The organism is Duganella sp. LjRoot269 (assembly GCF_964254095.1).
Lineage (GTDB): Bacteria > Pseudomonadota > Gammaproteobacteria > Burkholderiales > Burkholderiaceae_D > Rugamonas > Rugamonas hordei.
The window spans coordinates 718,983-736,592 of record NZ_CAXUSL020000001.1; the positions used below are offsets into that span (position 1 = coordinate 718,983).

Annotated in this window: 18 protein-coding genes and 1 riboswitch; of the genes, 6 read left to right on the forward strand and 12 right to left on the reverse strand. The window is 63.8% G+C overall.

Annotation, left to right across the window (positions count from 1 at the left end):
- Positions 1 to 11 precede the first annotated feature (11 nt).
- Positions 12 to 656: an outer membrane beta-barrel protein gene (locus ACSQ3S_RS03115; protein WP_436141556.1), complete on the forward strand. Its 645-nt coding sequence runs from the start codon at positions 12 to 14 to the stop codon at positions 654 to 656.
- Positions 657 to 701: 45 nt separating this feature from the next.
- Here ACSQ3S_RS03115 and ACSQ3S_RS03120 read toward each other — a convergent pair whose 3' ends face one another.
- The 9 genes from ACSQ3S_RS03120 to ACSQ3S_RS03160 all read right to left on the reverse strand — a co-directional run bounded on the left by ACSQ3S_RS03120 (position 702) and on the right by ACSQ3S_RS03160 (position 8,805).
- Entirely contained in the window at positions 702 to 908 is a 207-nt protein-coding gene (locus ACSQ3S_RS03120) for a hypothetical protein (protein WP_436141557.1), read from the reverse strand.
- A 25-nt stretch (positions 909 to 933) separates the two neighbouring features.
- The gene (hslU, locus tag ACSQ3S_RS03125) at positions 934 to 2,283 is read right to left on the reverse strand and encodes an ATP-dependent protease ATPase subunit HslU (protein ID WP_353403919.1); all 1,350 of its coding nucleotides are present in this window, start codon (positions 2,281 to 2,283) and stop codon (positions 934 to 936) included.
- Positions 2,280 to 2,822 carry an ATP-dependent protease subunit HslV gene (gene hslV, locus ACSQ3S_RS03130; protein WP_436141558.1) on the reverse strand — a complete coding sequence of 181 codons (543 nt, stop codon included), beginning with the start codon at positions 2,820 to 2,822 and terminating at the stop codon, positions 2,280 to 2,282. Before hslV ends, hslU begins: the two co-directional genes overlap by 4 nt.
- 70 nt (positions 2,823 to 2,892) lie before the next feature.
- Positions 2,893 to 4,221, reverse strand: coding sequence for an STAS domain-containing protein (locus ACSQ3S_RS03135; RefSeq protein ID WP_436141559.1), 1,329 nt, complete (start codon positions 4,219 to 4,221; stop codon positions 2,893 to 2,895).
- Positions 4,222 to 4,289: 68 nt separating this feature from the next.
- On the reverse strand, positions 4,290 to 4,736 hold the full coding sequence (gene dksA, locus ACSQ3S_RS03140; protein WP_008443997.1) for an RNA polymerase-binding protein DksA: 447 nt from the start codon (positions 4,734 to 4,736) through the stop codon (positions 4,290 to 4,292).
- 90 nt (positions 4,737 to 4,826) lie between these two features.
- Positions 4,827 to 5,888 carry a CobW family GTP-binding protein gene (locus ACSQ3S_RS03145; RefSeq protein WP_436141560.1) on the reverse strand — a complete coding sequence of 354 codons (1,062 nt, stop codon included), beginning with the start codon at positions 5,886 to 5,888 and terminating at the stop codon, positions 4,827 to 4,829.
- A 126-nt stretch (positions 5,889 to 6,014) separates the two neighbouring features.
- Entirely contained in the window at positions 6,015 to 6,950 is a 936-nt protein-coding gene (locus tag ACSQ3S_RS03150; protein ID WP_436141561.1) for a tyrosine recombinase XerC, read from the reverse strand.
- 8 nt (positions 6,951 to 6,958) lie between these two features.
- Positions 6,959 to 7,627, reverse strand: coding sequence for a DUF484 family protein (locus ACSQ3S_RS03155; RefSeq protein WP_436141562.1), 669 nt, complete (start codon positions 7,625 to 7,627; stop codon positions 6,959 to 6,961).
- A 122-nt stretch (positions 7,628 to 7,749) separates the two neighbouring features.
- The gene (locus tag ACSQ3S_RS03160) at positions 7,750 to 8,805 is read right to left on the reverse strand and encodes a porin (protein WP_176652954.1); all 1,056 of its coding nucleotides are present in this window, start codon (positions 8,803 to 8,805) and stop codon (positions 7,750 to 7,752) included.
- A gap of 423 nt (positions 8,806 to 9,228) precedes the next feature.
- On the opposite strand from ACSQ3S_RS03160, the gene ACSQ3S_RS03165 reads away from it, so the two are divergent.
- Positions 9,229 to 10,812 carry a tetratricopeptide repeat protein gene (locus ACSQ3S_RS03165; protein WP_436141563.1) on the forward strand — a complete coding sequence of 528 codons (1,584 nt, stop codon included), beginning with the start codon at positions 9,229 to 9,231 and terminating at the stop codon, positions 10,810 to 10,812.
- Between the two features lie 18 nt (positions 10,813 to 10,830).
- On the opposite strand, the gene dapF is transcribed toward ACSQ3S_RS03165, so the two are convergent.
- Genes dapF through ACSQ3S_RS03180 form a run of 3 tightly spaced genes read right to left on the reverse strand, consistent with a single transcriptional unit; the run spans position 10,831 to position 13,435 of the window.
- On the reverse strand, positions 10,831 to 11,694 hold the full coding sequence (gene dapF / locus ACSQ3S_RS03170) for a diaminopimelate epimerase (protein ID WP_176652952.1): 864 nt from the start codon (positions 11,692 to 11,694) through the stop codon (positions 10,831 to 10,833).
- Positions 11,695 to 11,702: 8 nt separating this feature from the next.
- Positions 11,703 to 12,578: an LpxL/LpxP family acyltransferase gene (locus ACSQ3S_RS03175; RefSeq protein ID WP_436141564.1), complete on the reverse strand. Its 876-nt coding sequence runs from the start codon at positions 12,576 to 12,578 to the stop codon at positions 11,703 to 11,705.
- Positions 12,575 to 13,435, reverse strand: coding sequence for a lysophospholipid acyltransferase family protein (locus ACSQ3S_RS03180; protein WP_413447370.1), 861 nt, complete (start codon positions 13,433 to 13,435; stop codon positions 12,575 to 12,577). Before ACSQ3S_RS03180 ends, ACSQ3S_RS03175 begins: the two co-directional genes overlap by 4 nt.
- A gap of 196 nt (positions 13,436 to 13,631) precedes the next feature.
- Here ACSQ3S_RS03180 and metK point away from each other — a divergent pair, with 196 nt between their 5' ends.
- From metK to metF, 4 genes are all read left to right on the forward strand, one after another.
- Complete coding sequence (gene metK / locus ACSQ3S_RS03185) at positions 13,632 to 14,798, forward strand: methionine adenosyltransferase (RefSeq protein ID WP_176652949.1); 1,167 nt, start codon at positions 13,632 to 13,634, stop codon at positions 14,796 to 14,798.
- A 54-nt stretch (positions 14,799 to 14,852) separates the two neighbouring features.
- Positions 14,853 to 14,921, forward strand: a riboswitch (S-adenosyl-L-homocysteine riboswitch).
- A 28-nt stretch (positions 14,922 to 14,949) separates the two neighbouring features.
- The gene (ahcY, locus tag ACSQ3S_RS03190) at positions 14,950 to 16,377 is read left to right on the forward strand and encodes an adenosylhomocysteinase (protein ID WP_436141565.1); all 1,428 of its coding nucleotides are present in this window, start codon (positions 14,950 to 14,952) and stop codon (positions 16,375 to 16,377) included.
- A gap of 62 nt (positions 16,378 to 16,439) precedes the next feature.
- Positions 16,440 to 16,790, forward strand: a complete 351-nt coding sequence (locus tag ACSQ3S_RS03195; protein ID WP_176652947.1) for a phage holin family protein — start codon at positions 16,440 to 16,442, stop codon at positions 16,788 to 16,790.
- Positions 16,783 to 17,610: a methylenetetrahydrofolate reductase [NAD(P)H] gene (gene metF / locus ACSQ3S_RS03200; RefSeq protein WP_176652946.1), complete on the forward strand. Its 828-nt coding sequence runs from the start codon at positions 16,783 to 16,785 to the stop codon at positions 17,608 to 17,610. The genes ACSQ3S_RS03195 and metF overlap by 8 nt, the downstream gene beginning before the upstream one ends.

Sequence of the window (17,610 nt, forward strand, 5' to 3'; positions counted from 1 at the left end):
CAAGGAAAACCATGTCCCCAATATTCAAAAGTCTGTGCGGCGCATTGATCGGTGTGGCCCTGGCCGCCGGCAGCTGCGCCGGCGCCGAGGAGTTGTCCCCTTACTACGTGGGCGCCGACCTCGGCATCCACACCAAGTACAAACTGGAATGCTGGAATGGCATAGGCTGCGACGACATCGCCGGCCGCAGCGGCCGGCTTTATGGGGGCTACACCTTCGGTTCGAACGTCGTATTCGGCAAGGACAACAGCAACTCGGTGGAGCTGAGCACTTTTGAATTCGGCAATGTCCGCAGCGTGGTGCAGTCGTCGCCGGATGGCGGTCATCTGCCGGCCAAAAGCAAGGTGTATGGACTGGCGCTGGACTACGCATCGCGGCTGAAGCTGAGCGACAGGCTGTCGCTGGTCAGCAGGGCAGGCTTGAGCATGGCGCGCAGCAGCGTCCAGTACGCGGACGCCTTCACGCTGAACAACTACGGCGCGGCGGGCAGCGTGCGCCACAACCGTTTCGGCCTGACTTACGGCCTGGGGCTGTCCTACGCGGTGGACAAGAATTGGTCGGTGAACGTCGACTGGCGCCGCACGCCGGTCAAGCTGGGCGCCAACGACAAAACCCACGTCGACATGGTCTCGTTCGGCGTCGGCTACAACTTCTGACGAATTAACCCGAGCGCGGGCGCCACCACCGGCGCCCGCTGACGGCTACCGCTCTTCCGGATCCGGCTTCAGGTTGATCCTGGCCAGCAGGCGCTTGGCCGCCTGCCGGCCCGTCGATTGCGGCTTGGCGTGCGGGCCGGCGCCGCCGGCGCGCGCCTTGGCCGCCACCGCGACCGGATTGCGCGGCGGCTTCTGCGACGGTTCCACCCGTATCGTCATCTTCTGGCGGGTCGACAGTGCCTTGTTTGCCATCGCCAAACTCCTTTACAACACTTGGTTACAGCACATAGCGCGACAGGTCTTCGTTGACCGCCAGCGCATCGAGCCGCGCGTTCACATACGCAGCGTCGATGGCGATGACCTTGCCGCTGTCTTCGCTGGCCGTGAACGACAGTTCCTCCAGCAGCTTTTCCATCACCGTGTACAGGCGGCGCGCGCCGATGTTCTCGGTGCGCTCGTTGACCGAGTAGGCGATTTCCGCCAGCCGCGTGATGCCTTCCGGCGTGAACTCGATCTTGACGTTCTCGGTCGCCAGCAACGCCTCGTACTGCTTGGTCAGGCAGGCGTCGGTGCTGGTCAGGATACGCTCGAAATCGGCGATCGACAGCGATTCCAGTTCGACGCGGATGGGGAAGCGGCCCTGCAGCTCCGGGATCAGGTCCGACGGCTTGGCCAGGTGGAAGGCGCCGGACGCGATGAACAGGATGTGGTCGGTCTTGATCATGCCGTACTTGGTGTTGACGGTGGTGCCTTCGACCAGCGGCAGCAGGTCGCGCTGCACGCCGGCGCGCGAGACGTCGGCCCCGCCCACTTCCGAGCGCGAGGCGATCTTGTCGATTTCGTCGAGGAACACGATGCCGTTCTGCTCGACGTTCTGGATCGCCTTCTGCTTCATCTCGTCGTCGTTGACCAGCTTGGCGGCCTCCTCGTCGAGCAGCACCTTCATCGCTTCCTTGATCTTGACCTTGCGCGCCTTCCTGCGGTTGCCGCCGATGCCGGAGAACATGGACTTGATCTGCTCGGTCATTTCCTCCATGCCGGGCGGCGCCATGATTTCCATCTGCGGGCCGCTCTCGGCCAGCTCGATCTCGATTTCCTTGTCGTCCAGCTCGCCCTGGCGCAGGCGCTTGCGGAAGGTCTGGCGCGTGCTGTCGCCATCCTTGCCTTCCTTCGGCGCGTCCGCCGCGGTGCCCTGGTGGAAGCCGAAGTCGCGCGCCGGCGGCAGCAGGATGTCGAGCACGCGGTCTTCGGCGGCGTCCTCGGCGCGCGCGCGCACCTTGGCCATCTCGGCCGAGCGGGTCTGCTTGACGCCGATGTCGATCAGGTCGCGGATGATGGTGTCGACGTCGCGGCCGACATAGCCGACCTCGGTGAACTTGGTGGCCTCGATCTTGATGAAGGGCGCGTCGGCCAGCTTGGCCAGGCGGCGCGCGATCTCGGTCTTGCCGACGCCGGTCGGGCCTATCATCAAGATGTTCTTCGGCGTGATTTCGTGGCGCAGCGGCTCTTCCACTTGCTGACGCCGCCAGCGGTTGCGCAGCGCGATGGCGACCGCCTTCTTGGCCTTGCCCTGGCCGACCACGTGTTTGTCGAGCTCGCCGACGATTTCCTGCGGAGTCATGTTCATGCTGGATCCAGAGTTTCAATGATGTGATTCAGATTGGTGTAGATGCACAATTGGCCAGCGATGGTCAGTGATTTTTTGACGATTTCCGCCGGCGACAGTTCCGTGTTTTCCACCAGCGCCTTGGCCGCCGATTGCGCGTAGGTGCCACCCGAGCCGATCGCGCCGATGCCGTCCTCCGGCTCCAGCACGTCACCGTTGCCGGTGATCACCAGCGTCGATTCGGTGTCGGCCACCAGCAGCATCGCCTCCAGCCGGCGCAGCACGCGGTCGGTGCGCCAGTCCTTGGCCAGCTCGACCGAGGCGCGCAGCAGGTTGCCCTGGTGTTTTTCCAGCTTGCCTTCGAAACGGTCGAGCAGGGTGAAGGCGTCGGCGGTGCCGCCGGCGAAGCCGACCAGCACCTTGCCCTGGTACACCTTGCGCACCTTGCGGGCCGTGCCCTTCATGACGATGTTGCCCAGCGTGACCTGGCCGTCGCCGCCCAGCGTGACTTCCTTGCCGCGACGCACGCACAGGATGGTGGTGCCGTGAAATTGTTCCATAGTTACCTCAAAGTAATGACGCGGACTGCTTCAAGACTGAAAAGTGGGGCTGGAAACTAGGATTGCAAGTTCAGTACTTATGCGGATAAATCCGGGCGATGTCGGCGTAGCCCAGCAACCTCAGCAAAGCGGTGACCAGGTGGTTGACGTCGCGGAATTCGATTTTCTTGCCCTGCTGGTGCAGCGCCAGCAGGCAGGCGTGGGCCTGGTTGGCGCAGGCATAGTCGATGCGCGTCAGCCGCGAGCAGTCGAACACCAGCGTCTGGTACTGATCAGCATAGTGCTGTATCGCCGGGAGTAAAGGGCCGAGCTGGTGTTCCACCTGCGGCGGCAGCATGAAGCGGTCCGGCGAGGCGGAAACGTGCTGGACCGGGGCCGTCGCCACCTTGTGCGGCGCCACGAACGAGGGCGGCGACACTTCGAAGGTGACGCAGTAGTCCATGCCGATCTGCTCGAATTCCTTTTCGCGGTTCAGCAGCTGCAGCAGCTCCAGCAACAGCAGCCACGGCGCCTCGGTGTCGTCGCGGCGGCCGACGGCGATGTTGGCGCGCAGCAGGCCGACCAGCGCCGGCGCCGCCACCAGGATCAGCTCGCGCTGCCTGGCCTGCAGCTGGCGCAAGGTGTCGAGCAGCAGCGCGCAGCCGCCCGGCTCGATCGCGGTGACGCGGCCGAATTCCAGCCGCAGCACCGGGTTGTCGGCGGACAGCTGGCGCAGCCGCTCCAGCTGCGGGTCGATGTGAGCGTCCAGCACGCCGGCAAACGATTCGGTCGGCGTCACGCCGGCCCATTCCGGCGAGGCGGCGGCCAGCACGGCCGGCGCGTTCCACGACGGCGGCGAGGTTTCGAAGGTGCTGGCGTAGTCGATCGACAGGTTGTCGAAGCGTTCCTGCTGGCCCTGCACCTGGTACAGGTCGAACAGCATCCACCAGACGGTGCGGTCGCCGCCGGCCTCGCTCACCGCCGCGCTCAGCAGCTGCTCGGCCACGGCGCCCTGGCCGTTGGCGTACAGGATGGCGATTTCCTCGACCACCGGCGCGGTCTCGGCGGCCACCGCCAGTTGCGGCAAGTCTTCGTCGCGCAGCAGCAGCGTGGTGGGGATGTCGGCCAGGGCCTGGGTGTCGGGGCCGCCGGCGGTGGCGGCGCGTTGTTTGGGCGGGCGGTTGCGCTGGCTGCCCCAGGCCGGTTCCGGTTCGTTGAAGATGTCGAAGGTCATCGCCGATTCGATGGCGTCGATCTTCATCGCGGTGGCGCGGGCGATCTCGCGCTGGCGCGCCTGCTGCAGCTGGCGCTCGGTTTCGCTGTTGGCCGCCAGGCGCGCGGCCTCGTCGTCGTCGGACGGCTGCACCGTCGCCGCGGCGCTTGCGGCGTCGGTCTTCTTGAAGATGGAGAACAGTCCCACGCTGATCCTCGTTAGCTGCCGTAAAAAAAAGCACGCGGCCGGCGTGCTTTTTTTAAAGTCGAGGCGAATTAATCGCCGTACAGTTTCTGCTTCAGTTCGCGGCGCTGCTGCGCTTCCAGCGACAGCGTCGCGGTAGGGCGGGCGATCAGGCGTGGAATGCCGATCGGTTCGCCGGTTTCCTCGCACCAGCCGTAGTCGCCGCCGTCGATGGCGACGATCGATTGCTGGACCTTCTTGAGCAGCTTGCGCTCGCGGTCGCGGGTGCGCAGTTCCAGCGCGTGTTCCTCTTCGATGGTTGCGCGGTCGGCCGGGTCCGGCACGAGCACGGTTTCGCGCAGGTGTTCGGTAGTTTCGCCTGCGTTTTTCAACAGCTCTTTCTCCAGCGCTTGCAGCTTCGCTTTGAAAAAGGCCATTTGCGCCGGATTCATATAATCCTTTTCATCCATCTTCAGAATTTCTTCTTCGGTCAGGATGCGGTCGGCGGCGGCGGGGGTCGATTTATTAGTTTTGGTCATAACTTCGCTTACCTTCGATACGACAGAGTTTTCACATTAATCAGCCCGGGTTTTGTAGCTTTTTAGCTATCCCCACAAAACCCGGATAGTTTATACCAGACATTGTTCCAAACCACTAATAAAGATATCTTTCGGCAGATTTTTGCCGATAAACACCATTTTGCTGCCACGAACGTCGTTTTCTCCCCATTTGGCGCCCAGGTCGCTGCCCATAATCTGGTGCACGCCCTGGAACACCACCTTGCGGTCGGCGTCTTTCATCAACAATACGCCTTTGTAGCGCAGCATGCGAGGACCATAGACATTCACCAGGCCGCCGAGGAACTCGTCCAGCTTGGCGGTATCGAACGGGCGTGTGCTTTTGAACACAAAAGCCGCGATATCGTCGCTGTGGTGGGCATGGTGGTGGTTATGGCCGTGCGCATGATCGTGCCCATGGGCGTGATCGTGGCCGCAGTGCTCATCATGCACGTGATCGTCGTCATGGGCCTGTTCTGTTTCCAGGAAGTCCGGATCGAGCTCCAGTTTGTCGTTCAGGTTGAAGCCCTTCAGGTCCAGCACCTCGGACAGCGGCGCGCGGCCGAAATCGGCCTTGCTGATCGGCGCGCGCGGGTTGATGCGCTTGAGGCGGGCGGTCAGGGTCGCGACGTCTTCGGCGCTGACCAGGTCGGTCTTGGACAGCAGCATCTTGTCGGCGAAACCGACCTGGCGCTGGGCTTCATCGTGCTGGTCCAGCTGGTCCATCGCATGGCGGGCGTCGACCACGGTGACCACGGCGTCCAGCATGTAGTGAGTGCCCACTTCTTCGTCGACGAAGAAAGTCTGCGCCACCGGGCCGGGATTGGCGAGGCCGGTGGTCTCGATGACGACGCGGTCGAACTGCAGTTCGCCGGCCGCGCGCTTCTGCGCCAGGCCGCTCAGGGCGACGATCAGGTCGCCGCGCACGGTGCAGCAGATGCAGCCGTTGTTCATTTCCACGATTTGTTCGCCGCTATCCTGGACCAGGATTTCGTTGTCGATGTTTTCCTGCCCGAACTCGTTCTCGATGACGGCGATGCGCATGCCGTGCTGCTCCTGCAGGATGCGGTTCAGCAGCGTGGTCTTGCCGGCGCCGAGGAAGCCGGTGAGGATGGTGGTCGGTATCAGTGCCATGGTACGTGCCAGTCTGGTCTATGGGGATACCCTAGATGGGGATCAAATGCAAAAATGCAATCGGCCGATTATGCCGGAATTTGGCGGATGCTAGCAAATCGCCCGTTTGAGGCGTATCAGTACCGCCTATTTGATTTTGGCTCGGGGGTGCGCCTTGTCGTACACCTCGGCCAGGTGCTGGAAATCCAGCGCCGTGTAGACCTGGGTCGAGCTGATGCTGGAATGGCCCAGCATTTCCTGCACCGCCCGCAAGTCGCCCGACGACTGCAGCACGTGCGAGGCGAACGAATGGCGCAGCATGTGCGGATGCACGTGCACCGGAGCGCCGCTGGCCACGCCGTGGGCCTGCAGGCGCTGCTGTATCACCCGCGGCGAGACCCGGGTGCCGCGGCTGCTGAGGAATAGCGCGTTGCCGCCGTCGGCCGGCGCCGGCCGCACGGCGATCCAGGCCGCCAGCGCGTCCATCGCCGCCTGGCCGACCGGCACGATGCGCTGCTTGTTGCCCTTGCCGGTGACGACGACTTCGTGGTTTTCCAGCGCCACCCAGCCCAGCGCGCCCTTGCCGGCGGTCAAGTCCAGTCCGGCCAGCTCGGATACCCGCAGGCCGCTGGAATACAACAGTTCGAACATGGCGCGGTTGCACAGCCCGGCCGCCTCGGGGGCGGCGCCGGCGTGCGGCGTGGACGGCGCCACCAGCCGCACGGCGTCGTCGACCGACAGCGCGCGCGGCAGCGTCCTGGCCTGCTTGGGTGCGCGCACGCCCTGCACCGGGTTGGAGGATAGGGTGATCTGGCCGCTCAGCCATTCGAAAAAGCCGCGCCAGCTGGACAGCTTGCGGGCGATCGAACGGGGATCGAGCTGGCGCGAGTGCAGTTTGGCGGTCAGCCGGCGGATGGCGAAATGGTCGAGCTGCGGCCAATCCTGGCCGGCCGACAACTCGGCCAATTCCTGCAGATCGCGCGCATAGGCGGCCACGGTGTGCGGCGACAGCTGGCGCTGGTCGCGCAGCTGGGCCAGGTAAGCGTCGATCCAGGCCAGCTTGCTGTCTGGTTCGGCGCTCATGGTGTCGTTCAGGCCAGCAACCAGGCCAGCGCGGTGCTGGTGGTTTCGCCGATGTGGACCAGGAAGTCGGTGGCCATCAGCGAGGTGAAGCGCGCCGGATCGGCCGAGCCCAGGATCAGCAGGCCGAAGGCGTTCTTGTTGCCCGGCTTGCGCAGCGGAATGATGACGGTGGACGTGATGCCGGACGCGTCTTCCAGCCAGCGCACCGCTTCGAAATCCTTGTTGGTGCCGCAGTACGGCGCCATCAGGCTGTTGGCGAAGATGCGGGCGTCTTCCGACACGCCGTTGACGAACCATTCGCCGGCATAGTCGGGGGCGGTTTCCCAGATGCGCAGCGTGACCTGCGGCACGTCGAAGCTGGACTTCAGGCCGCTGACCACGGCGTGCGGCATGGAGCCGACATCTTCCGCTTCCAGCAGGATCTTGGTCCAGCCGTGAAATTTGTTGGCGATGGCTTCGTTCTCGGCCGCCAGGCGCATCAGGTTGCTCATGCGCAGTTCCAGCGCCTTGTACTTGTCGCGCATCACTTCCATCTGGCGCTCCTGCAGCGACACGGCGCGTCCCGTCAGCGGGCTGGCCAGTTTGATTTCGCCCAGCAAATCGGCATGCTCTTCGAAGAAATGCGGGTGATCGGTCAGGTATTGTGCGACGAGGGTGGAATCCAGGGGGGCAGTCATTGAGTTACTTTATCTACGTGTGTTGAGAGGCAAGGTCATTCTAAACGAAAAAAAACGGACATGGTTGCCCATGTCCGTCATTCCCCAACACTATCGCCGGCAGTTCTTGCCGACTGCGCGACTTAGAAGTTGTGGTGGATACCGACGCTGTAGAAATTCAGCGTGGTTGCTGCCTTCTTGTTCGAGGCATCAACATACAGATAGGTGCGGGCCGACAGGTTGTAGTCGTAGCCGATCGACGCCTGCTTGGTCTTGGCGATGGCTGGATTTGCCAGGACGTTGTCCGGGGTCTTCTGGCCGTAGCCGGCGCGGATCAGGCCAGCACCAACGGTGTAGTTGGCGCCGATCAGCCAGGCCTTGGTCTTAGGATTGATCAGCACGCTGTTGGACTGGTCTTGTGCCTGGTAGGAAGCCATCAGCTTCAGATCGTTGATAGGCTTCAGCGAAGCGCCGATCGACCACAGCTTGGTTTCCACCGCGTTCTTTTCGTAGGCGATGTAGGCGGCGAACGGACCGTTGTTGGCGGTGGCGGTCAGCGAGTACGGCGCGGTGTTCAGCGTGGTGTTGGCCGGGTATTGCGGCGCGGCGGCGGTGCCCTTGCCGACGATCGCGGCGTTGCCCAGTGCATCCTTGGTGGCAACGGTGGCGTTGATCTGGAAGATGCCGGCGATGACCGGGGTGTTATAGAAGATGGCGTTCGAGAAGCGGTTGGCCGAGTTACCGACCGGGCTCAGCGGATCGCTGGTGTAGCCGGCCACTTGCAGGTCGGTCTGGTAGCCGGCGACGGCTGGCATGCCGCTCCATGGTTCGAAGGCGGTGCTGGTTTCCTGGAAGGCGGTCAGGCCGCGGCCCAGGCGGACGGTACCGAAGTCGCCCTGCAGGCCGACGCGGCTCTGGCCCTGGAACAGTGGACGGCTGTTGGCGCCCGACGTGTTTTCAATGGTGCCGGTGTCCGGCTCGTAGCGGATCTCCAGTTGGAAGATGGCTTTCAGGCCGCTGCCCAGGTCTTCGACGCCGCGGAAACCCAGTTTGTTGTTGTCACGTTTGCCAACGGCGACGGTGGTGCCGGTGCGCTTGGACAGACCTGCATCTACAGTGCCATAGATGGTCACGGACGATTGCGCGTATGCGCCAGCAAATACGCCCATGAGTGCCAAAGCCACTAAAGATTTTTTCATTTGAGTTATTCCTTTATGAGTGAACGTGCAAATTTCTGAAGCTGTCAGGCCGCATGACGACCCTTGGTTGGTAAGAACCTTAATGTCTCGCCGGGTCAAAAGCGCTGGAATGGTTGATTATGACCGCTTGTTTTGGTCGAAAGCCAAAGAAATCCGCCTTCTTGTTGTATTTTTGAAACGCTTAATTCGTAGGCCATTGGCCCCTGTTTGACCATTATTTCCTTTCATTCGGGCATCAAATTAGCTCTAGCCTACAGGCGGAAACGGGTGGCCGCCGTTGTGCCAAATCAAACCGATCCGCATATTGTCTAGGGTGTGGCGCGGATCGCACGCTACACTCATAGCTATAACCGGTCGTCACCAGCTTGCGCGGGCGGCGCACATGCGCCGCCCGCTACCATGAAACGGACTAATAGTGAGACGATGGCAAATCGAGAAGAGTTAGGCATTATCCGGGGCGCCCGCGCGGGAGACGCGGTGTGCCAGCTGGCGCTGGGCAAGCTCTATCTGTTCGGCGGCGCCAGCCTACCGTTGAGCCTGCCAACCGCCCTGCACTGGCTGAACCGCGCCGCGCTGCAGGAACAGGATGAGGCCTGGATGTTGATCGGCAGTCACGTGCCGTTCGAGCATGCGCAGCATTGTCTGCCGTCGGTGCTGTCGTGGTACGACCGCGCCTACGATGCCGGCATCGAGCAGGCCGGCCTGGTGCTGGCCCAACTTGTGCTAAATCAGGCGCGGCCGGCGGAATCGTTGCATTTACGCGACAAGGCGCTGCAGGCGCTGGAATCGGCCGCCCGCTCCGGTTCGACCGAGGCGCAGTGGCTGCTGGCCCATCAATCCGGCGCGCAACCGCCGGTTCCCGCGACGCAGGCGCCGGTGCCGGCGCGCCAAGGCGCGCGCGTGCTGCCGGCCAGTCGCGGCAATGCACGTCAGCAATGGCTGGCGCGGGCGGCCGACGGCGGCCTGGCCGCCGCCCAATACGCGGTGCTGGAACAAAGCTGGAACGGCGATCGTGAGGCATTTTTACAACGCGCGTTGCCGCTGGTGCGCGCCCTGCTGGCCGAGGCGCCGCTCGATGCCGAAGCGGCCCGCCTGACCGACTGGCAGCCCGAGCCGGTGCAACAGACGCTGCTGGTCCGCTGCGCCGAGTTGCTGGACGGTTTGCCGGACCACGAGGCCGAACTGCGGCATTGCCGCGAACTGGCCGCGCACGGCGGCGACCGCGCCGCGCAACTGGCGTTGGGGCTGTGGTTTGCGCGCATGGACGGCGAGGGCAGGCGGCAAGCCAACGGCATCACCGCCGTCAATTTCAAACGGGCAATACGCTGGCTGACGCTGGCCGGCGAGCAGGGCCTGGCCGACGCCTGGTACGCGCTGTCGCGGATCTACCTGAAGCCGGAATTTTCGCAGCGCAGCGTGGCCGAGGCGCAGGGCTACCTGGAGCGCGCGGCCGACATGGGGCACAAGGGCGCGCAGCTGGAATGCGGCATGTACGCGTGGCGCAACCGCCGCACCGACGAATACAGCGACGTGCGCGCCGCCTACTGGCTGCAGAAAGCCGCCACCCAGGGCTGTTGCGAAGCGGAGGCGGCGCTGCTGCGCGTCGCGGCCGAGCCCAAGGAAGCGGAGTGGACCGGCGCGATCCTGGCCGGCCTGACGCGCGAGGCGCTGGAAAGCCAGCCGCTGCTGGCGGCCCGCCTGGAACTGGCCGAGCTGTTCGGCCTGAGCCGGGCTGAAGCGTTGTTACTGGATGTGAAGGCGGCCGACCAGGGCCATTGCCTGGTGGTGGATATCCGCGCCAGCTATGGACGCAGCAAGCGGCGGCTGATCTTGCTGCGCACGGCGCGCGAGCGGCAGGCGCTGGACCGCATCGTGCGCCTGTTCGAGAGTGTCGACAGCGGACCCGATGGGCTGGAAGGCAATTACCGCCAGCGCCTGTACCGCCTGAAGACCTGGGCGCCGGCCGCAGCCGGAGTCGCCGCCGGCGACGACCGGTTGGCCGCCTGACGCCGCTTTAACGCCGTTTTAGATTTCTATCTCGCCTTCGAACACCGTCACCGCGGGGCCGGTCAGCCACACCGGCTGGCCCGGGCCGTCCCAGCTGATCGACAGCTGGCCGCCGCGCGCATCGATGCGCACCGGGCTGTCCAGCAAGCCGCGGCGGATGCCGGCCACGGCGGCCGCGCAGGCGCCGGTGCCGCAGGCCAGCGTTTCGCCGACGCCGCGCTCGAACACCCGCAGCCTGACGTGGTTGCGGTCGAGAATCTGCATGAAGCCGGCGTTGACGCGGTTCGGGAAGCGCGCATGGTGCTCGATCAGCGGACCGGTCAATTCCACCGGCGCCGTGTCGACGTCGTCGACGATCTGCACCGCGTGCGGATTGCCCATCGATACCACCGAGATCAGGATCTTTTCGCGCGCGCCGCCCAGTTCCAGCACCAGCGGCCACAACGTGTCCTCAGCCTGCCGCTCGCCGTGCAAGCCTTCGGCGTCGAACGGCACGCGCGCCGGCTCGAGCACCGGCGCGCCCATGTCCACCGTGATGCTGCCGTCCAGCTCCAGCCGCGGGGCGATCACGCCGGCCTTGGTTTCCACCGTGATGCTGCGCTGGTCGGTCAAGCCTTTTTCCGACACGAACTTGACGAAGGCGCGCGAACCGTTGCCGCACTGCTCGACTTCGCCGCCGTCGGCGTTGAAGATGCGGTAGCGGAAATCGCAGCCGGGCTGGGTCGGCTTTTCCACCAGCAGGATCTGGTCGGCGCCGACGCCGAAGCGGCGGTCGCCCAGCAGCTTCCACTGCGCCGGCGTGAAGGCGATGGCCTGGTTGATGCCGTCGATGACGACGAAATCATTGCCGGCGCCGTGCATTTTGGTGAATTTGAGTTTCATCTGCGCTTTTATTGTTTGCTGTACAGGGACGGTTCGCCAGACGGCCGGGTCTTGAACCGCTTGTGGGTCCAGAAATACTCGGCCGGCGCCTCGCGCACGCGCTCTTCGATGAACTCGTTCATGCGGCGGGTGGCGGCGACCATATCGGGACCAGGGTAATTGTCCCACACTGGATAGAATTTCACACGCCAGCCCTGGTAATCGGGCAGGAAGGTGGCGATCACCGGCATCACCTGGGCGCCGGTGGTGGCGGCGATGCGGGCGGTGGCGGTCAAGGTGGCCGCCTCGATGCCGAAGAAGGGCACGAACTCGGCATCCTTGTCGCCGAAGTCCATGTCCGGCAGCATGAAGTAGGGCAGCTTGTCGCGCAGCGCGCGCAGGATGGGCTTGATGCCGTCCTGGCGCGTGAACAGCTTGACCGGCTTGAAGCGGGCGCGGCCGGCGCGCAGCACCCGGTCGAAGGTGGCGTTCTTTTGCTGCACATACATCGACGAGGCGCTGGCCACCATCGCGATCGAGGCGCCGGCCACGTCCAGGCAGACGAAGTGCGGGCACAGCAGGATGGTCGGCTTCGAGCTCATCTCCTCGACCGGCACCGGACCCGGCTCGACCTTGATCAGGCGGTTCAGGCGCTCCTCGGAAGCCCACCACAGGATGCCGCGCTCCCACACGCTGCGCGAATACGCCTGGAAGTGGCGGTGGGCGATGTCGACCCGCTGCGCTTCGGTCAGCTCCGGCATGCACAGACGCAGATTGGTCAGCGTGATGTGGCGGCGCGAGCGCATCGCCACGAACAGCAGGCTGCCGACCAGGTCGCCAAAGCGGCCCAGCACCGGCAAGGGCAGCCAGTGCAGCAGCCACATGATCCCCAGCAGCAGCTTCATGGCTGTTCTCCCGCGTTTGCCGCGGTGGGCGCGGCGATGCCGGCCGGTACCTTGTAGCGGTTGTAGCTCCAGAAATACTGCGCCGGGCTGCGGGCGATCAGGCGTTCCATGGCGCCGTTGATGGCCTGGGCCTGCTCGGCGGCGCTGCCGTCCAGCGTGCCGTCGAAGGGCACGAAGCGGATCACGTAGCCGCGTCCGCCAGGCAGGCGCTCGGCGTAGGTGACGATGACGGTGGCGTCGCCCAGTTGCGCCAGCTTGGCGGGCAGGGTCATGGTGTAGGCGTCGCGGCCGAAGAACTTGGCCCACACGCCTTCGCCTTCCTGCGGCACCTGGTCCGGCAGCAGGCCGATCGGCTTGCCTTTCTTGAGGCACTTGGCCAGCATGCGCACGCCGGACATATTGGCCGGCGCCAGCAACAGATTGTCGCGCGCGCGGGCGCCTTCGATCAGCGGTTTCAATGCCGCTTTTTTAGGCGGGCGGTACATCACCATCAGTTCGGTGCGCAGCGCGATTTCCTGCGCGACGATTTCAAAACAGCCCAGGTGCGGCGTCAGGAACACAATGCCGCGTCCGGCGTCCAGCTCGGCTTGGACGATGTTCCAGTTCTCGTCGGTGGCATGGCGCGACACGCGTTGCGGATCGGCGCACCAGATGAAAGGCAGTTCGACGATGCTCTTGCCGGCCTCGGCGATCGCCGCCGACAGGTGTTGCGTATAGCCGGCCAGCGCCAGATTGTCGCGCATGCGGCGGCGGTAGGAAGGCGAACTCAGGTAGACCAGCCAGCCAAGCGCGGCCCCCATTGCGTGCAGAAACGGCAATGGGAAAAATGAAAGAAAACGAAAAATGGGAACAAGCATGAAGATGATTTGTCTATTTGAGGGTGACTCTGGCTTCTGTTGCTATGCCAAAATTTTTTAAGAAGCGTAAAATACCACGTATGCAGTATCCGCTGAGTTAACAGACAACTTGCGTGGCGGAATATAAATATCGCTAAAGCGTCGCAAGCCGTATTGGTTGGCGACAAACATATTTAACCAGTATCAGGAGCTTGCGATGTCAAACGATTATCTCTTCACCTCGGAATCCGTCTCCGAAGGCCATCCGGACAAGGTCGCCGACCAGATCTCCGACGCCATTCTGGATGCGATCCTGACCCAGGACCCCAAAGCCCGCGTTGCCGCGGAAACCTTGTGCAACACCGGCCTGGTGGTGCTGGCAGGTGAAATCACCACCCACGCCAACGTGGATTATATTCAAGTCGCGCGCGAAACCATCAAGCGCATCGGCTACGACAACACCGAATACGGCATCGACTACAAAGGTTGCGCCGTGCTGGTGGCCTACGACAAGCAATCGCCGGACATCGCCCAGGGCGTGGACGAAGGCGCCGGCATCGACCTGGACCAGGGCGCCGGCGACCAGGGCCTGATGTTCGGCTATGCCTGCGACGAAACCGCCGAGCTGATGCCGGCCGCGATCCACTACGCGCACCGCCTGGTCGAGCGCCAGTCGCAGCTGCGCAAGGATGGTCGCCTGCCATGGCTGCGTCCGGACGCCAAGTCGCAAGTCACGCTGCGTTACGTCAACGGCCGTCCGGTGTCGGTCGACACCGTCGTGCTGTCGACCCAGCACGCGCCGGAAATGCAGCACAAGCAGATTGAAGAAGCGGTGATCGAGGACATCATCAAGCAGGTGCTGCCGCGCGAGTGGCTGGTCAACACCAAGTACCTGGTCAACCCGACCGGCCGCTTCGTCATCGGCGGTCCTCAGGGCGATTGCGGCCTGACCGGCCGCAAGATCATCGTCGACACCTACGGCGGCGCCAGCCCGCACGGCGGCGGCGCGTTCTCGGGCAAGGATCCTACGAAAGTGGACCGTTCGGCGGCCTACGCCGCGCGTTACGTGGCCAAGAACGTGGTGGCCGCCGGCCTGGCGCGCCAGTGCCAGGTGCAGGTCAGCTACGCGATCGGCGTGGCGCGTCCGATCAACATCACCGTCTACACCGAAGGCACGGGCGTGATTCCTGACGAGAAAATCGCCGCGCTGGTGATGGAGCATTTCGACCTGCGCCCGAAAGGCATCGTGCAGATGCTGGACCTGCTGCGTCCGATCTACGCCAAGACCGCCGCCTACGGCCACTTCGGCCGCGAAGAGCCGGAGTTCAGCTGGGAGCGCACCGACAAGGCCGCGGCCCTGCGCGCCGCCGCCGGCCTGAAGTAATCCGGCCGGTACAGTAAAAACGCCCTGCGGGGCGTTTTTTTTTGCTAAAATGCGCCTTCCGAGGAGCGTTGCGACGAATCACGAATTCGCCAGGCTCGGAATCTGCAACTGCGCTCACGTTACTTTTTTCAACACATGAAAGGAGGGCGTGATGAACGCCGTACTCAAATCCACACAAGACTACCTGGTCGCCGACATCTCCCTGGCGCCCTGGGGCGACAAAGAAATCAAGATTGCCGAAACCGAAATGCCTGGCCTGATGGCCATCCGCGAGGAATTCGCCGCATCGCAGCCGCTCAAGGGCGCGCGCATCACCGGTTCGCTGCACATGACCATCCAGACCGCCGTGCTGATCCAGACGCTGGAAGCGCTGGGCGCCAAGGTCCGCTGGGCCTCGTGCAACATCTACTCGACCCAGGACCACGCCGCCGCCGCCATCGCCGCCGCCGGCACGCCGGTGTTCGCCATCAAGGGCGAAACCCTGGACGAGTACTGGGACTACACCCACCGCATCTTCGAATGGCCGGCCGACGCATCGGGCAACGCCGTCTACTCGAACATGATCCTGGACGACGGCGGCGACGCCACCTTGCTGCTGCACCTGGGCGCCCGCGCCGAGAAGGATATTTCGGTGCTGGCCGCGCCAGGTTCCGAAGAAGAAATCTGCCTGTTCAACGCCATCAAGGCGCACCTGGCGATCGACCCGTCGTGGTACTCCAAGCGCCTGCCGCAGATCCTGGGCGTGACCGAGGAAACCACCACCGGCGTGCACCGCCTGTACCAGATGCACAAGGAAGGCAAGCTGGCCTTCCCGGCCATCAACGTCAACGACTCCGTCACCAAGTCCAAGTTCGACAACCTGTACGGCTGCCGCGAATCGCTGGTCGACGGCATCAAGCGCGCCACCGACGTGATGATCGCCGGCAAGGTCGCCGTCATCGCCGGCTACGGCGACGTCGGCAAGGGCTCGGCGCAGGCGATGCGCGCGCTGTCGGCGCAAGTGTGGGTCACCGAAATCGATCCGATCTGCGCGCTGCAGGCGGCGATGGAAGGCTACCGCGTCGTGACCATGGACTACGCCGCCGAGCACGGCGACATCTTCGTCACCTGCACCGGCAACTATCACATCCTGACCGAGAAGCACATGCTGGCCATGAAGGACCAGGCCATCGTCTGCAACATCGGCCACTTCGACAACGAGATCGACGTCGCCGCGCTGAAGAAGTACACCTGGGACAACATCAAGCCGCAAGTCGACCACGTGATCTTCCCGTCGGGCAAACGCATCATCCTGCTGGCCGAAGGCCGACTGGTCAACCTGGGTTGCGGCACCGGCCATCCGTCGTACGTGATGAGCTCGTCGTTCGCGAACCAGACCATCGCCCAGATCGAGCTGTACGCCAACACCGACAAGTATCCGGTCGGCGTGTACGTGCTGCCGAAGCACCTGGACGAGAAAGTCGCGCGCCTGCAGCTGAAAAAGCTCAACGCGCAACTGACCGTGCTGACCGAAGAGCAGGCGGCCTACATCGGCGTGTCGCAGCAAGGTCCGTACAAGCCTGACCACTATCGTTATTAAAACCTCCGTCATTCCCGCTTGCGCGGGAATGACGCCGTGCCACTTTGCAGCGAGTCTTAACTATGCGTTTGGTCCTTACCTGGTTAATCAATGCAATTGCCTTGCTGGCAGTTCCCTACCTGATGCATTCCGTCGATGTCACAAGCATAGGCGCAGCCCTCGTCGCGGCTCTTGTACTGGGCCTGGTAAATACGCTGATCCGCCCCGTGCTGCTGTTGCTGACGCTGCCCGTGACCCTGGTGTCGCTGGGCCTGTTCATTTTCATCATCAACGGCTTCATGTTCTGGCTGGTCGCCCAATGGGTGGACGGCTTCCACGTCGACAGCTTCGTGTCGGCCATCGGTGGCGCACTGTTGTACAGCGTGATTTCCTGGGCTCTGTCTACCTTACTTTTGAAGAACTCAGATGGCTAATCATAATTTCAGTATCGAATTCTTTCCGCCGAAGACGGCGGAAGGCGCGGAAAAGCTGCGCGTCACGCGCGCCAAGCTGTCCGAGCTGAAGCCCAAATACTTCTCCGTGACGTTCGGCGCCGGCGGCAGCACGCAGCGCGGCACGCTCGACACCGTGGTGGAAATCCTCGCCGCCGGTGAAGACGCCGCGCCGCACCTGTCCTGCGTCGGCGGCACGCGCGAATCGATCCGCGAGATCCTCACCGATTTCAAGTCGCACAACATCAAGCGCATCGTCGCGCTGCGCGGCGACCTGCCGAGCGGCTACGGCGCGGCAGGCGAGTTCCGTTACGCGAACGAGCTGGTGGAGTTCATCCGTCAGGAGACCGGCGAGTGGTTCCACATCGAAGTGGCGGCCTATCCGGAAGTGCACCCGCAGGCCAAGTCGCCGCAGGACGACTTGCTGGCCTTCGAGCGCAAGGTGAAGGCCGGCGCCAACGCCGCCATCACGCAGTACTTCTACAACGCCGACGCCTATTTCCAGTTCGTCGACCAGACCCGCAAGCTGGGCCTGGACGTGCCCATTGTGGCCGGCATCATGCCGATCACGAACTACACGCAGCTGATGCGCTTCTCCGACATGTGCGGCGCCGAGATCCCGCGCTGGGTGCGTTTGAAGCTGGCCAGCTTCGGCGACGACAGCGCGTCGATCAAGGCCTTCGGCCTCGACGTGGTGACGCAGCTGTGCGAGCGGCTGCTGGCCGGCGGCGCGCCGGGCCTGCATTTCTACAGCATGAACCAGGCCGCCGCGACCACCGCGCTGTGGCAGCGGCTGGTGTAA

Excerpts from the sequence above, each read along its gene's own strand:
- ACSQ3S_RS03165 (WP_436141563.1), top strand. The coding sequence starts at position 9,229 with ATGGCAAATCGAGAAGAGTTAGGCATTATCCGGGGCGCCCGCGCGGGA.
- ACSQ3S_RS03155 (WP_436141562.1), bottom strand. The coding sequence starts at position 7,627 with ATGACTGCCCCCCTGGATTCCACCCTCGTCGCACAATACCTGACCGAT.
- hslU (WP_353403919.1), bottom strand. The coding sequence starts at position 2,283 with ATGAACATGACTCCGCAGGAAATCGTCGGCGAGCTCGACAAACACGTG.
- ACSQ3S_RS03195 (WP_176652947.1), top strand. The coding sequence starts at position 16,440 with ATGCGTTTGGTCCTTACCTGGTTAATCAATGCAATTGCCTTGCTGGCA.
- dapF (WP_176652952.1), bottom strand. The coding sequence starts at position 11,694 with ATGAAACTCAAATTCACCAAAATGCACGGCGCCGGCAATGATTTCGTC.
- ahcY (WP_436141565.1), top strand. The coding sequence starts at position 14,950 with ATGAACGCCGTACTCAAATCCACACAAGACTACCTGGTCGCCGACATC.
- dksA (WP_008443997.1), bottom strand. The coding sequence starts at position 4,736 with ATGACCAAAACTAATAAATCGACCCCCGCCGCCGCCGACCGCATCCTG.
- metF (WP_176652946.1), top strand. The coding sequence starts at position 16,783 with ATGGCTAATCATAATTTCAGTATCGAATTCTTTCCGCCGAAGACGGCG.
- hslV (WP_436141558.1), bottom strand. The coding sequence starts at position 2,822 with ATGGAACAATTTCACGGCACCACCATCCTGTGCGTGCGTCGCGGCAAG.
- ACSQ3S_RS03180 (WP_413447370.1), bottom strand. The coding sequence starts at position 13,435 with ATGCTTGTTCCCATTTTTCGTTTTCTTTCATTTTTCCCATTGCCGTTT.
- ACSQ3S_RS03175 (WP_436141564.1), bottom strand. The coding sequence starts at position 12,578 with ATGAAGCTGCTGCTGGGGATCATGTGGCTGCTGCACTGGCTGCCCTTG.
- metK (WP_176652949.1), top strand. The coding sequence starts at position 13,632 with ATGTCAAACGATTATCTCTTCACCTCGGAATCCGTCTCCGAAGGCCAT.
- ACSQ3S_RS03120 (WP_436141557.1), bottom strand. The coding sequence starts at position 908 with ATGGCAAACAAGGCACTGTCGACCCGCCAGAAGATGACGATACGGGTG.
- ACSQ3S_RS03160 (WP_176652954.1), bottom strand. The coding sequence starts at position 8,805 with ATGAAAAAATCTTTAGTGGCTTTGGCACTCATGGGCGTATTTGCTGGC.
- ACSQ3S_RS03150 (WP_436141561.1), bottom strand. The coding sequence starts at position 6,950 with ATGAGCGCCGAACCAGACAGCAAGCTGGCCTGGATCGACGCTTACCTG.
- ACSQ3S_RS03145 (WP_436141560.1), bottom strand. The coding sequence starts at position 5,888 with ATGGCACTGATACCGACCACCATCCTCACCGGCTTCCTCGGCGCCGGC.
- ACSQ3S_RS03115 (WP_436141556.1), top strand. The coding sequence starts at position 12 with ATGTCCCCAATATTCAAAAGTCTGTGCGGCGCATTGATCGGTGTGGCC.